At 61.8% G+C, this 13825-nt stretch carries 12 protein-coding genes and 2 pseudogenes; 8 read left to right on the top strand and 6 right to left on the bottom strand.

The window, feature by feature from the left end; all coding sequences use genetic code 11:
• Positions 1-9 precede the first annotated feature (9 nt).
• Together NCT05_RS30680 and NCT05_RS30675 are read right to left on the bottom strand one after the other, a co-directional pair.
• A complete protein-coding gene (locus NCT05_RS30680; protein WP_250437676.1) occupies positions 10-1050 on the bottom strand; it encodes a Bug family tripartite tricarboxylate transporter substrate binding protein in 1041 nt (346 codons plus the stop codon).
• Between the two features lie 212 nt (positions 1051-1262).
• The gene (locus NCT05_RS30675; protein WP_250503919.1) at positions 1263-2222 is read right to left on the bottom strand and encodes a LysR substrate-binding domain-containing protein; all 960 of its coding nucleotides are present in this window, start codon (positions 2220-2222) and stop codon (positions 1263-1265) included.
• Between the two features lie 221 nt (positions 2223-2443).
• Here NCT05_RS30675 and NCT05_RS30670 point away from each other — a divergent pair, with 221 nt between their 5' ends.
• Entirely contained in the window at positions 2444-3460 is a 1017-nt protein-coding gene (locus NCT05_RS30670) for an ABC transporter substrate-binding protein (protein WP_250456996.1), read from the top strand.
• Positions 3461-3511: 51 nt separating this feature from the next.
• Here NCT05_RS30670 and NCT05_RS30665 read toward each other — a convergent pair whose 3' ends face one another.
• The 3 genes and pseudogenes from NCT05_RS30665 to NCT05_RS30655 all read right to left on the bottom strand — a co-directional run.
• Entirely contained in the window at positions 3512-4651 is a 1140-nt protein-coding gene (locus tag NCT05_RS30665) for a porin (protein ID WP_250437673.1), read from the bottom strand.
• Positions 4652-5308: 657 nt separating this feature from the next.
• A complete protein-coding gene (locus tag NCT05_RS37055) occupies positions 5309-5569 on the bottom strand; it encodes a hypothetical protein (protein WP_309806213.1) in 261 nt (86 codons plus the stop codon).
• 536 nt (positions 5570-6105) lie between these two features.
• Positions 6106-6473 (bottom strand): annotated as a pseudogene (locus tag NCT05_RS30655) (alpha/beta fold hydrolase); the annotation flags it as partial.
• A gap of 89 nt (positions 6474-6562) precedes the next feature.
• Between NCT05_RS30655 and NCT05_RS30650 the strand changes: the two are divergent.
• The 3 genes and pseudogenes from NCT05_RS30650 to NCT05_RS30640 all read left to right on the top strand — a co-directional run bounded on the left by NCT05_RS30650 (position 6563) and on the right by NCT05_RS30640 (position 8306).
• A complete protein-coding gene (locus NCT05_RS30650; protein ID WP_250437672.1) occupies positions 6563-6772 on the top strand; it encodes a hypothetical protein in 210 nt (69 codons plus the stop codon).
• Between the two features lie 153 nt (positions 6773-6925).
• A pseudogene (locus tag NCT05_RS30645) lies at positions 6926-7300 on the top strand (cytochrome ubiquinol oxidase subunit I); the annotation flags it as partial.
• A gap of 16 nt (positions 7301-7316) precedes the next feature.
• Positions 7317-8306 (top strand): cytochrome d ubiquinol oxidase subunit II, encoded by a 990-nt coding sequence (locus NCT05_RS30640; protein WP_250503918.1) that lies wholly within the window; start codon positions 7317-7319, stop codon positions 8304-8306.
• Between the two features lie 79 nt (positions 8307-8385).
• Here NCT05_RS30640 and NCT05_RS30635 read toward each other — a convergent pair whose 3' ends face one another.
• Entirely contained in the window at positions 8386-9327 is a 942-nt protein-coding gene (locus NCT05_RS30635; protein WP_175980139.1) for a helix-turn-helix transcriptional regulator, read from the bottom strand.
• A gap of 252 nt (positions 9328-9579) precedes the next feature.
• On the opposite strand from NCT05_RS30635, the gene NCT05_RS30630 reads away from it, so the two are divergent.
• The 4 genes from NCT05_RS30630 (at position 9580) to NCT05_RS30615 (ending at position 13751) form a co-directional block, all read left to right on the top strand.
• The gene (locus NCT05_RS30630) at positions 9580-10299 is read left to right on the top strand and encodes a FadR/GntR family transcriptional regulator (protein WP_250503917.1); all 720 of its coding nucleotides are present in this window, start codon (positions 9580-9582) and stop codon (positions 10297-10299) included.
• 100 nt (positions 10300-10399) lie between these two features.
• Positions 10400-11167, top strand: a complete 768-nt coding sequence (locus tag NCT05_RS30625; RefSeq protein ID WP_250503916.1) for an SDR family oxidoreductase — start codon at positions 10400-10402, stop codon at positions 11165-11167.
• Positions 11168-11180: 13 nt separating this feature from the next.
• The gene (locus tag NCT05_RS30620; protein WP_250503915.1) at positions 11181-12500 is read left to right on the top strand and encodes an MFS transporter; all 1320 of its coding nucleotides are present in this window, start codon (positions 11181-11183) and stop codon (positions 12498-12500) included.
• 3 nt (positions 12501-12503) lie between these two features.
• A complete protein-coding gene (locus tag NCT05_RS30615; RefSeq protein WP_175980142.1) occupies positions 12504-13751 on the top strand; it encodes an enolase C-terminal domain-like protein in 1248 nt (415 codons plus the stop codon).
• Positions 13752-13825 lie beyond the last annotated feature (74 nt).

Raw genomic sequence — 13825 nt, 5'->3', positions numbered from 1 at the left:
GGGCCGTGGTCAGTGTGCGCTGAAGATGAGCTTGCGGGCATCTTCGAGTTGCGCTTCGGGCGTCGCATACAGCCGGGCGACGATCTGCTCCACCGTGTCGCCCTTGATCGGATCGATCGGATAACCCGCCTGCTTCATGGCGTCGATGAAATCCGGATCGGCGATGGTCTGCGCAAACGCTTCGCGCAGCGCGTCGAGACGGTCTTGCGGTACGTCCTTCGGCACGGCGATGGGACGGCCCGCCTGAAACGGCAGAATGAAGAGATTGAACAGCGCCTTCACGTCGGGCCGCGTGATGTAGGAAGACAGGTTCGGCACATTGGCGAACGCCGCGGGACTGGTCCAGCCCAGATGCAGCAGCACCTTCATCTTGCCGGTCTTGAGCAGCCGCACCGGTTCGCCCTGTTGCAGACCGTCGATGGTGGACGCCCAGCCATCGACCTCACCCCGCTGCATGGCGAGATACACTTCGCCGCGGCCCGTATAGCCGGGCACGATGCTCATCTTCGCGCCCAGGTATTCGTCGAGCAGCGCCGGCAGCGTGCGATCCTCGTTGGCGAAGCCGGTCGCGCCGACATACATCTTCTTCTTGCTGAGATCGTCGGCGGTGGTCACGCCGGATCGCGTCATGGATACCAGGCAGTATTCGACCTTGTTGAGGCTGCCGAGCCATCGCACCTTGCGCGGATCGAAGCGGTTCTGCCGTTCGTCGAGCAGCGGAATGTAGAGATTGTTACGCTGCAGGAATCCGATCACGGTGCCGTCGCTTTGCTGCCGCGATTGCAGCGAGGCCGCCGCGACCATGCCGCCCGCGCCCACCACGTTCATCACGATGGCCTTGGGATGTCCCGGAACGTACTTCACGAAGAAGCGGGAGAACTGACGCGCGATGATGTCTGTCGGCGTGCCGGCGTCCGCGCTGACCACGAGCGTCAACGCCTTGCCGCGATAGAAATCTTCCACGGATTGACGGGATGCCGGGGCCGCGAATGCGGTCGCCGCGAAGCCGAACAGGGCTGCACAAGCGCCTAGCGCGCTCTTGTAGTTCATGATCTTGCTGTCTCCGTGTAGATGCGCGGAACCGCCGCAGCCTTTACCGGAAACGCTTCGTGACCGGTGGCAGTTCGAGTCGCCGCTCGTTATCAGGTGAGCGTGAGTCAATTGTGCCAGCGGGTTTCATACGGTGGTTTGAGAAAAACAGCCGTCGAGTTGAGTGAATGGTTAAGGTGCGCGCGCGCTCTGCGTCGCGCCCGGGCGCGAACTCAGCGGGCCGCGCGCGCTTCTTCCGAGAGACGCCGCGCCGTATCTTCGAGGCAGGAAAGCATGAGTTGCGCGCTCGGCGTGAGGGTGCGCGCGCGGTTCCACAGCACGCCGGCGGGCCGCAAGAGGCGCGGCAGGGTCAGCGGCAGCGTATGGAGCGGCTGGGGATGCGCGGCGTTGCGCGCGGAGGAATCCGCCATTACCGCGATGCAGTCGGAGACCTGCAAATGGGCGCGAATCACGTGCAGCGACACGGTCTTGATGTAGTTGTTCGTCAGCGGCACGTCGTGCACTTCCAGTGCGCGTTCGAGCGGATCGCGCAGGATCGAACCGATGGGCGGAAGGATCCACGGATACGGACGCAAATCCGTCCATTGCAGCGACTTTTTCCGCGCAAGCGGGTGATGCCGCCCGGTCACGAGCATGACCGGTTCCTCGAGCAGTTCCTTTTCGTCGAAGCTGCCGAGCGTATCGGGAGGCGGCAGGCGGCCGACCACGAGATCGAGATGACCTTGCCACAGGTCCGGCAGGAGCGTCGCGGCGGAGCCTTCGACGATCTTCGCATTGGTGCCGGGCGAGCGCTCCTTGAGCAGTTTCAGCGCCTGCGTCAGCAGAATGGACGCGGACACCGGCAGGACGCCGATTTCAATCTTGCCCTCGGTGCCCGCGCTCAGCGCCTTCAATTCGTCGCGCGCCTGATGCAGAACGTGAAGCATGGCGTGCGCGTGGCGCGTCAGACATTCCCCGTAGGGCGTGGGTACGAGGCCCTGCCCGGTACGCGTAAAAAGCGAGAGACCGAGCCCGCGTTCGAGTTCCGCCAGCGACTTCGACACCGCAGGCAAGGTGACGTGCGTGACTTCTGCCACCTGACTCAGATTGCGGTACGTATCGATCGTCACGAGCAGCCGCAGGTGCCGCGCCTTGAGGTTGATCTGCAGATACCAGTCGATTTCCGCCGACACGTCACACTCCTCTTCCGGTATGAGCGAATGGTTAAGTCGTCGGACATTTTACTCAATCGACCGGGGGCGTACGCGTTGGCACAATTCGACCGTGCATGCCGTAGCATGGCGCGCGCCGCTCGTCACGCGCTAATGCAGGCTGGCAAGCGTGTATTTCCAGGTATTTCGCAAAGGGCTTCACTCAACTCAGCCGGTTCGACCGGCGTTCGGAGACAAGCGCAATGACGTACGACTCGACGCGCCGCCGCTTCCTGCGCAAGGCAGGCGCCATGGGAATGGGGTTGGCGGCAGGCGGCCTCGCCGCGCCTTTTATCGCCAGGGCCGCTTCCACTGACATTCGCATCGTCAGCAATCCGGGACCGGAAAACGCCACGCTGAACGCCTTGATGGATGAACTCGGTTACTTCAAGACTTACGGCGTCGATGCGCGGATCATCCAGGTGCCGGGCACGAGCGGACCGTTCGATGCCATCACGCGCGGGGCCGCCGACGTGTGCATGGTCTCCGGTTACAACCTCGTACTCACGCGCATCGAACAGGGTGCGCCCGTGAAGATCGTCGGGGCCGGCATGAAGAAGTGCGCGCTGACGCTCTTCGCGAGACCCGGAGGCCCGGCGACGCTCGACGATCTGCGCGGAAAGACCGTTGCGGTCGGCCCGAAGCTCGGCCTGCTGCATACGCTCATGCTGCAACTGATGGCGGAAAAAGGCATCGACGCTTCGCTGATCGAATTCATCGATCATGGCAGCAACGACCAATGTTTCGATGCGGTGGCAAGCGGCGCCGCCGATGCCTGCTGCTCCAGCATCTCGCATCTCAACGACGATGCAGGCCTGCATGTCATCGACGGAGGCAACCTGTGGCAGGCATTACCGCGCTGCGTGTTCCAGACGGCTTATGCATCGAATGATGCGCTTGCAGGCAAGCACGAAGGATTGGTTTCGGTGATGGCGGCCTACGGCGCGCTCTACGAATTTCTGATGTCGCCCGCATCGCACGACGCCTTTTTCGATGCACGCAAGCGCGCCCAGAAGCGCTTCGACGCTGCATCGGCGCAGGCGATCTGGGACTTCAATCAGACCCAGCGGCCCTATTCGCGGGATCTTTCGCTGAGCGAGCGCGAGGTCGCGTACTTGCAGGACATGGATATCGGCGTGGGAAGCCTGAAGCGGAAACAGGCGTTTGGCGCAGTGGCCGATATGTCGGCCGCGAGGGCCGCCGCGACAACCGCTGCCTGAACCACTGGACGAAACCGCAACGGAGAAACCGAAGCTTCTCCGATTTCTGTCTTAGAACGTATGCCGGATGCCCGCGATCACGGATATCTGCGATCCACCGGCGGGAGGTGTCGGCACCGGAGACAGCGTGGTCGCCGCAAGCGCCAGCGTGCCTGAGTTGTTGATATGCTCGCCCGTCACATACAGAAGCGTGCGCTTGGAAAGGAGGTATTCGCCGCGCAGCACTTCGATCACCGCCTTGTTGGGCGAATGCTCGTATTTGAGTTGCGCCAGCATCCCGTCGATATGGAAGAACGGCGTCACCGGAACCGTCCCTGTCACCCATACGAGATTGCTTCTCGGCGTGGCGATACCTTCGTTCACGCGCCTGATCCATCCCACGCCAAACTTCGCCTTCGCGATCATGAAGTATCCGCCCAACGTGAAGCGGCTATCCGTGAGATCGGGCGAGGTCAGGCCGCCCCACGTCGCGGAGGTGCCGCCATAGTTGCGCTCGTATGACGTCGCCAGGCCCCAGACGTGGCCTTCGTACTTGAGCAACGCCGAATACTCCCGGCACTGATTCGACGGAGAGGTCTGCCCCGGACAGTTGGTCGCGACATTGCTGTTGCCGTTGACGGCATCGCGGCCGAAGCTGTAGTTGACGCCGCCTTCGAAGTCGCCGAGAAAATAGCGATAACTCACGGCGTTGTCGGCGCGCGCATTGGCGATGCCGTTGTCGAGCGTCGTCAGACCTTGCGCGCCGGTTCCGAACGGATTGATGAACGAGATGCCGAAGAAGCGCATCGTGTACTGGCGGCCGAATGTCAGGCGGCCATATTTCCCGTCGAGACCCACATACGACTGCCGGCCGAAGATGCGCCCACCCTGTCTCGATGCGCCGGTCGTCGGGCTGAAGCCGCCCTGCAGGTCGAAAATCGCCTTGACTCCGCCACCCAAATCCTCGCTGCCCCGGACGCCGAAGTAAGAGGTGGCGGTGCCATCTCCTGTACGCCATCCGTTCGCGGTCTGGTTCTTCCCAGTGGCGACGTTGTTGACGAATTCGACACCCTGATCGATCAAGCCGTACATCGTCACCGAGCTGGCGCCGACGGGTTTCGGCGGCGGTGCGTCCTCTTCCTCGTCTTGCGCCCATGCGGAAGAGGCGCTCAGAAGTGCGGCGCAGACGCATAGCGCGGTCCGGTATTTCATTTGTCTGTGTCTCCGTCATGTTGCTCACTGAGCCGGTGAAGCGGTGTCGGGACGGCCGCGCCTGTGAGCTTTTCTTTGATGTGTTCCGGCGATGATCAAATTCTGCCAGCGGGATGTCATCTCCAAGTTGAAAAAAACAGCGTCAAGATTGAGCAAATGGTTAATGCGGCCGCGCAGGAGAGAGGAACCGATCCGCCGGTGGACCTTCGAATCGGATGCCGCAAACGGGCATACGAGATGTCTCCCACCGGACGGATCGACGCGCGCGCACACACGACGTGTTCTCACGCTGTCGGGTACTCATGGGACGCGCTGAGTGTGCATTTCCGCCGCGACGACAATTCCAGACTTTTGTCAGGACCGGTATGCGCCCCCTTTATCTACTCGTCCAAAGAGGCGAGCGTGCCGAGATTATTTTCCGATATCGACCGTGAGAGACTCGCGAGTATTCGGTCGTCTACGCCAACCGGTCGATTGACCACATGTCTCGGGGCTACCAGGGCGTGAACAAGATCTAACTCGCGACGAAGTCCGTTGCTGTCGTTCAGGGCAGCGGTACGTTCGCCCTGCGCAGGCCCGCGACCTGCGCCGCTCGAAACTCTCTCGTTGAGCGAAGCGAAGAGGACGGCCTGTGCGAAGTAGCAGTCGACTCCGAAATCACCGAATCGGCTCGTGCGGACGGGCCTGAATCAGGCGTGCCACGCCAGCAGTTCGTCCGCCTCGAAAGCCTGCGTGGTTCGCGAACGGACCGACGAAGCCACTGAGATTGCTCACCGATTTGATGATCGCGATGGAAACGGCCGCGGTCGAGCGCGTGAGAAACAGCGTAGGCAATGCCCACAACGGCGACTTGAACGCATAGAGTCCGGCGAGGCTCAGGATGATTATCGTGACCGATACATACGGGTTCGTCTTCAAACCTGTGCCGAGCAGCGCGGCGGCGGCAAGGTGCGAGCGGAATCGCCGAATGCATACGGCGTTCGTTACGGCGACCCGAACTGTGCGACCGCAGGACCAAGACGATCGTCGTGAACAGATGCGGCACCATCGCGATGAGACCGACCTGCGTATGGCTCAGTGTCCTGAATGCGCGCACACCTGCATGCGCGCCTTGTGCAGCCGACCACGGAATCGCGTCCGCAGTCCGGAGTCGCTGCGAGCCAATAGCTAGAGGTGCGACATACCGTAGTCAGCCCGCTAGGCAGGTCCAGCATGTCAACAGGTTGGTCCACCGCAAGAGCGTACCGTGCCTTCTCACCCGCCATGTGCCATAGACCGCGAGTGGCGCTCCAGGCGCCTCACGTCGGAGTTTCTATCCGCGCATTGAGGATTTGGCAGCTTCCAGAGTGAACTGGCCGTTCGACTGGCCACCCTGTCACTTTGGCGAGCGGCCGAAACTGGCCGACTTCGGAAGGCTGCCCGCTTCACGACTGTGCTGCGAAACGGGCATCGGCTTAGGCCTGCACGAAAGCCAGCCGATCAGCGTTTAACACGTCCGCGTTGACGGTCAACATCCCATGCGAATAGCCGGGATATGTCTTTAAGTTCCGTTCTCGAGTAACTCGATCGACTTCTTCGCCGAATCACCGATTGGCACGATCTGGTCGTCCTCACCGTGCAAAACGAGCGTGGGTACGGTGATGGCGCGAAGATCTTCTGTCTGGTCCGTTTCGGAAAAGGCCTTGATGCCCTCGTAATGTGCCTTTGCACTACCCATCATGCCTTGTCGCCACCAGTTCTGAATGACGCCCTGGTGGACCGTCGCATCAGGGCGGTTGAAGCCGTAGAACGGACCCGTCGGTACGTCTAAAAAGAACTGTGCGGAATCGAACCGATATGCGTAGCTCCAAAAGACACGCGGCATCCGCCGTCCTGAATGCAGCGGCTACAGTAGCCGTCGAAGAACCATCCTTGCAAGTCGAAGTGACGTCGGGCGAGATATCGACGCTTGTCGCCGCGCTCGATGCGCTGCTCCGCGAACGCGCGATGGCCTATCGGATTGCATCGGACTATCTCGTTGCACAGCAACAACCGATCGATCAACTGTCGTTCGGGATATCGAACATCATGCGCATCAAGCGTTCGCTCGAAGAACGGCTTAATTCGGCCGATCGGATCTGAAGCCGCCGTTTCAATCAACTCATCAGTCGATCCGCGCCGCCGCATACCGCATGCGATGCGGCGTGTCACGGCGTTCGGCAATCCGGTCGACAACTCACAGGAGACGTGTTTATGCTGCACAAGAAAAAAGATTCGGGCGCTGCGCCGATGCCCGCGTATGCGCTGCGCAAGACGCGCGGAAAGCTCGATGCGCTGCTCGCCCGGCGCAAGCTGTTGCTCGCGTGGGTGCTCTGCATTCCGTTGCCCTACGTGGCGGTGGAAGCGGGCTGGATCGTGCGCGAAGTCGGCCGGCAACCGTGGGTCGTGTACGGCTTGCAGCGCACGCGCGATGCCGTCTCGTCGGTTCCGGCCTCTTCGGTCTCGCTCAGCATCGCGATGTTCCTCGCCTTCTACGCCGTGCTGCTGTTCACGTTCTTCGTGCTCGCAAGACGCTGGCTGCGCGCCGGCCCCGATCTGGACATCATGCCGCCCGCCGCTATGGCCGGCGAAACGGCTCGATCGAAAGCGAACGCCGTCACCGGTTACTGAACTCAGGAGTCTGCAAATGGATAGTGCCGTTCATACGATGCTCGCCGATACATGGTTCGGCCTGATCGGGCTGATGCTCGTCTTCTATGTCGTCACCGATGGTTTCGATCTCGGCGTCGGCATCCTCACGCTGCTGCGCAGGCAGTCCGCCGACCGCGATGTCATGGTCCAGTCGATCGGTCATGTATGGGACGCCAACGAAACGTGGCTCGTCGTGCTGGGCGGCGCACTGTTCGGCGCGTTTCCCGCCGCCTATGCGCTGCTGATGGAGCATCTCTATTTGCCCGTCATGGCGCTGATCGCGGGATTGATCATGCGTGGCGCCGCAATCGAGTTTCGTCATAGCGTGGATCAGGGTCCGCTCTGGGACAAGGTGTTCGGCATCGGCAGCCTGATCGCGGCGCTCTCGCAGGGCGTCGTGCTCGGCAAGGTCATCACGGGGCTCGCGCCCGGCAAGGTGGCGCTCGTGTTCGTCGTCGTCACGGCGATGGGCGTCGTCGCGGGCTACTGCCTGCTCGGCGCGACCTGGCTCGTCGGGAAGACCTCGGGCATGGTCGAGCAATGGGCGCGCAGGATGTCCCTGCTGAGCGCGATGTTCACGGTGGCCGCCGCCGCGCCGCTCACGCTGGCGACGTGGTTCAGGAGCGATATCGGTCATGCGCGGTGGTCGCAACCGGGCGTCATGCATCTGCTGATCGTGCTTGGACTCGGCGCCGTGGCCGCGTTTGCGTTCATCATGGCATCGCTCTATCTCGGCAGTTCGCGCGGGCCGTTCCGCGCATCGGTAGCGCTCTTCGTGCTGTCTTTCGCGGGACTGGCGATCAGCGTGTTCCCCGATTTCATTCCGGGCAAGCTGGGCGTTCTCGGAGCCGCTTCCGACTCGCCGACGCTCGCGTTCATGCTCATCGGCATCGGACTCGTCTTTCCGGTGATGATCGGCTACAACCTTTATCAGTATCACATCTTCCGCGGCAAGCTCGCGGGCGGCGCGCACGCGGGAGAGTGAACGATCTTCGTTGATGGACACGAAAACGCCGCCCTGGGGCGGCGTTTCATTGAAGTCGCGCCATTCGATCGGAAAGCGCTCATGCCGCGTCGAGCGTCGTCTGCCAGTGCTTCGGCGTAGCGCCGACCAGACGCTTGAAGACCGTCGTGAAGTGCGCCTGCGAGCGGAATCCGCAGGAAAGCGCGACATCGAGAATGCTGTGCTTCGAGGTGCGCAAAAGCGCCTGCGCGTGATCGATGCGCTTTTGCAGCAGGTATTCGTGCGGGCGCATGCCGGTGGCGCGCCGAAATTGCGCAGCGAAATGCATCCGTGTGAGTCCGGTGCTCGCGGCGATGTCGGCCAGGCTGATGTTGTCGGCCAGATGCGATTCGACGAACTCCGATACGCGGTTGATGCGCCATTGCGGCAGCGCCGAAGGCTCGCGTCCGCGCACGGCCGGCGCCGAGAAATGACGCGCGACGAGCCGCGACACGATTGCACAAGCGACGCTGTCGATGAACACTCTGCCAGGCGCCGCGCCTTCCGTCTTGCAGACGGCGAGCGCTTGTCCCAGACGTTCGAGCGCGGGATCGCGTATCAGCTTCGGATCGTCGAGCACGATGTCGCCCGCATGCGGCCGCTGGAACAGATCCTCGTAGCATTCCGCCAATGCCCGCTGCGGCACGAAGAGATGCAGCACATCCATCGCGGATTCGAACACGGCCGAGACGCGCGTCGCGGGTGCGGTCACTTGCACCACGCCGGCCGGCACGCGCCCGTGCAGCAGCTTGCGCCCCGCATGACGAAAGATCAGTTGCGCGCACCGGAGATTCAGGCTGACGCAATGATGCGTGCCGCTGCCTTCGTTGACGGCTTCGAGCGGCGCTTCGCCGTGATGCAGCCAGCGAGACATTGCCATTCGCTCGGACTGCGCATCCGCTGCGGGCTGCAGCACGCGCGGGCTTGGGCTGCGCCATCGGTCTTCGAGTTCGATCAGGGGCGCGCGCGGCGTCCCGGCTTGCGAAAGCAGGTCGAGCGTCATGATGTTTCCTTCTCTTGCTTGGATCTGACGGCGTGCCGAGGACCGGCACAGCGATGACTCAACGTTAAAGAAACGGAAACGGCCCGCCTAGCCGTACAAAAGGTTGACTGCCCCGCCGAATGGTTGAGCCGACCTATATCAAGGTTTGATGCGCGCGTCCGGCAATGCACTTGCACCGGGTCAACCCCGATTGTTCCGATGAAAGATCGTCTGCTACCTTCCAAATCATACGTATGATCTAGAGGGAGCTGAATGCCGACCTTGCACAGGCAAGTCCTCAATCAAATGGGCGAACAGATCTGCGCGGGCAAATTCGCGCCGGGCGACATCCTGCCGGCCGAAGGCGAACTCGCCGAACTCATGCAGGTGAGCCGCATCACGATTCGCGAGACGATGAAGTCGCTGTCCGCGAAAGGCATGCTGCAGGTGCGGCGCCGTCACGGCACGATCGTGTTGCCGCGCTCGCACTGGCAGTTGTTCGATCCCGACGTCATCACATGGCGCGCACGTTCGGGCGTGGTCGATGACGACCTCATCCGCGACCTGATGGAACTGCGCACGATCATCGAGCCGAATGCCGCGAAGCTCGCGGCGAAGCGCGCGACGCCCGAGGACCGCATCGCGTTGCGTCGCGCATTCGAGGCGATGGAGCGCGCCGTTGCAGGACAAGGCGAATACGTGCCGGCGGACCTCGCGTTCCACGGTGCGATTCTCACGGCATGCCACAACCAGTTTGTTCAGCAGATGCAAAACGCGCTCTCCGCAATTCTGCGCACGAGCTTTGAGTTGAGCTCGGAGATCGAGGGCGGCCCCGCCCGCTCGCTGCCGATGCACGAAGCGTTGTGCATCGCGATCGAACAAGGCGATGCACATGCGGCGGAGCAAGCCGTGCTCACGCTGATCGAACGAGCGGAAAAGGACTTCGACGATCGCGCGGCGCTTGCCCGCACCGTGAACGACACGCCTTCATAGCAATACATCATCGTTTGGCAACCAGGAACGCAGCCTCGCCAAAGAGGCTGCGCGGACGCGCTCGCGTCGACGTTTCGACCGCATCACATAGGGAACACGCATGAACAAGTTGTTCGATCTCAATGGCCGAACGGCCCTCGTCACGGGTTCGGCGCGCGGCATTGGCTACGCGCTCGTGGAAGGACTGGCGAGGGCGGGTGCGCGCGTTATCGTCAACGGCACGAAAGCCGAAACCGTCGATGCCGCTGTCGGCCGTCTGCAGGCACAAGGCTTCGACGCACGCGGCCGCGCATTCGACGTCACCGATGAAGCGTCGGTTGCCGCTGCGTTCGCCGCGTGCGATGCGGAGGGCATCGAAGTGGATATCGTCGTGAATAACGCGGGCATTCAGTTCCGCAAGCCGATGATCGAGCTCGCGCTCGCCGACTGGCAACGCGTGATCGATACCAATCTGACGAGCGCATTCATCGTCGCGAAGGAAGCCGCGCGTCGCATGATCGAGCGCAAGCGCGGCGGCAAGATCATCAACATCGGTTCGCTTACGAGCGAAGGCGCGCGCGCGACCGTTGCGCCTTACACGGCCGCAAAAGGCGGCATCAAGATGCTCACGCGCGCCATGAGCGCCGAATGGGCGTCATTCGATATTCAGGCGAACGCGATCGGCCCCGGCTACATCCTGACGGACATGAACCAGGCGCTCGTGGATAACGCGGACTTCGACCGGTGGGTCAAGAACAGCAATCCGTCGCAACGCTGGGGCAAGCCCGAAGAGCTCGTCGGTACGGCGGTGTACCTCGCGTCGTCTGCATCGAGCTATGTGAACGGGCAAATCATTTACGTCGATGGCGGCTGGCTCGCCGTACTTTGACATCGGAGACATCATGGACAACATCAAAACGGTCGCACCGCAAAGATGGTGGCATCTCATGCCGATCATCTTCATCACGTACAGCCTCGCTTATCTGGATCGCGCGAACTACGGCTTTGCGGCGGCCGCGGGCATCGACAAGGATCTGGGCATCACGTCGGCGACCTCGTCGCTGATCGGCTCGCTGTTCTTCCTCGGATACTGCCTGTTTCAAGTGCCCGGCGCGATCTACGCACAGAAGAACAGCGTCAAGAAGCTGATCTTCGCGAGCCTCATCTTGTGGGGCCTATGCGCCGCCGCGACCGGCATGGTGAGCAACATTCCGACGTTGATGGCGCTGCGCTTCATCCTCGGCATCGTCGAAGCGGCGGTGATGCCGTCCATGCTCATGTACATCAGCCGATGGTTCACGCGCACGGAACGCTCACGCGCGAATACGTTCCTCATTCTCGGCAATCCGGTCACGGTGTTGTGGATGTCGATCGTGTCGGGCTATCTCATTCGCAACTTCGGCTGGCGCGAAATGTTCGTGATCGAAGGCGTGCCCGCGATTCTGTGGGCCATCGTGTGGTGGTTCACGGTAAAGGATCGTCCCGCCGATGCTCCTTGGATGAGCGACAAGGAGAAAGCCGATCTCGATGCCATCCTCAAGTCCGAGCAGGCGCATATCGCGCCGGTGCGGGACTACAAGGCGGCGTTCCGTTCGTCCATCGTGCTCAAGTGCTGCGCCATTCACGCGTTGTGGAGTATCGGCGTATACGGCTTCATCATGTGGCTGCCGTCGATTCTGAAGTCGGCGTCGAAAACGATCGATATCGTCTCGGTCGGCTGGCTCTCCGCCGTGCCGTATCTCGCGGCCATCGTTTTGATGCTGCTCGCATCGTATCTGTCCGATAAAACGCGCAATCGAAAGCTCTTCGTGTGGCCGTTATTGTTGATCGGCACGGTCGCGTTCGTGGGTTCGTATCTCGTCGGCACGTCGAATTTCTGGCTGTCGTTCACGTTGCTCGTGATCGCGGGCGCCACGATGTACGCGCCTTACGGACCGTTCTTCGCGCTCGTCCCCGAGCTGATTCCGAGCAATGTGCTCGGCGGCGCGATCGGTCTCATCAACGCGTGCGGTGCGCTCGGCGCCTTCCTCGGCGCGTGGCTCGTCGGCTATCTGAACGGTGCGACGGGCAGTCCTTCCGCATCGTATGTGTTCATGGCCGCGGCGCTGCTCGCGTCGGTCGTCCTCATGATGCTGGTGCCCGCGCAGACCGGCCAGCGCTCGACACCCAAGGGAGGCACGGGCAGCAAGTCCGATTCCGTGACTTCGCTTCTCGTGAAATAACTCATGGCAACGCTCATCACCGACGTCAAGGTCATCCTGACCGCGCCTGAAGGCATCAATCTCATCGTCGTCAGGGTCGAGACGAATCAGCCCGGCTTGTATGGGCTCGGCTGCGCGACCTTCGCGTACCGGCATCTCGCGGTCAAGTGCCTGATCGAAGATTACTTGCGGCCCTTGCTGATCGGGCGCGATGCCGAGGCGATCGAAGAGCTCTGGCAATTGATGCATCAGAACGCGTACTGGCGCAATGGACCGATCGAAAACAACGCGATCTCGGGCATCGATATGGCGTTGTGGGACATCAAGGGCAAGCAGGCGAACATGCCGCTGTATCAGTTGTTCGGCGGCAAGGTGCGCGAAGGCGTGCCGATCTATCGTCATGCGGATGGCCGCGATCTCAACGAACTCTGCGACAACATTCAGCGATATCGCGAGCAGGGCATCACGCATGTTCGCTGTCAAAGCGGCGGATACGGCGGCGGGGCCTTCGGCCGCGCGCCATCGAATGCGCCGGAAGGCGCTGCGGACGGCATTTACCTCGACAGCCGCAAGTACATTCGCGACACGCTCAAGCTGTTCGATGGCATCCGCAGCAAGATCGGCTTCGATGTCGCGTTGTGCCACGACGTGCATGAGCGTCTGAAGCCGGTGGAGGCGATTCGCTTCGCGCGCGAGCTCGAGCCTTTCGAGTTGTTCTTTCTCGAAGATGCGATCGCGCTCGAAGAAGGCGAATGGATGCGCCAGCTGCGCGAGAAAACCACGACGCCGCTGGCGCAAGGCGAGCTATTCAACAATCCGTATGAATGGCGCTTTCTGATTACGGAGCGGTTGATCGACTTCATTCGCGTGCATCTGAGTCAGATCGGCGGCATCACCGCGGCGCGAAAACTGCAGATCTTCGCCGAGCAATTCGGCGTGCGGACAGCCTGGCATGGTCCGGGCGACATGTCGCCGCTCGCGCACGCAGCGAACATTCATATCGACCTTGCATCGCGTAATTTCGGCGTGCAGGAATGGTCGGGCACCGAGCCGCCGAACTTCGTGATTCAGGAACTGAAAGGTCCGCGTGAGGCACTGCTCGATGTGTTCCCGGGACTTCCTCAGTTTCGCAACGGCTTCGTTCATGCCAACGAAAAGCCGGGCTTGGGCGTCGATCTCGATGAGCGTGAAGCGGCGAAGTATCCGTGCGAGCGTAACGTCACGCTATGGACGCAGACGCGCTTGATGGACGGCGGGTTGCAGACACCCTGACGGCTGCGCTCGATTGACTTCCTGCCGGCTCCATGGCTATTCTCGCGTCATGAAAACGTCGCGGCGCGAGCGAT

Source organism: Caballeronia sp. AZ7_KS35 (genome assembly GCF_023631045.1).
Lineage (GTDB): Bacteria > Pseudomonadota > Gammaproteobacteria > Burkholderiales > Burkholderiaceae > Caballeronia > Caballeronia zhejiangensis.
The sequence above is the reverse complement of the archived record's forward strand: the minus strand, read 5'-3'. Positions and strand labels throughout refer to the sequence as shown.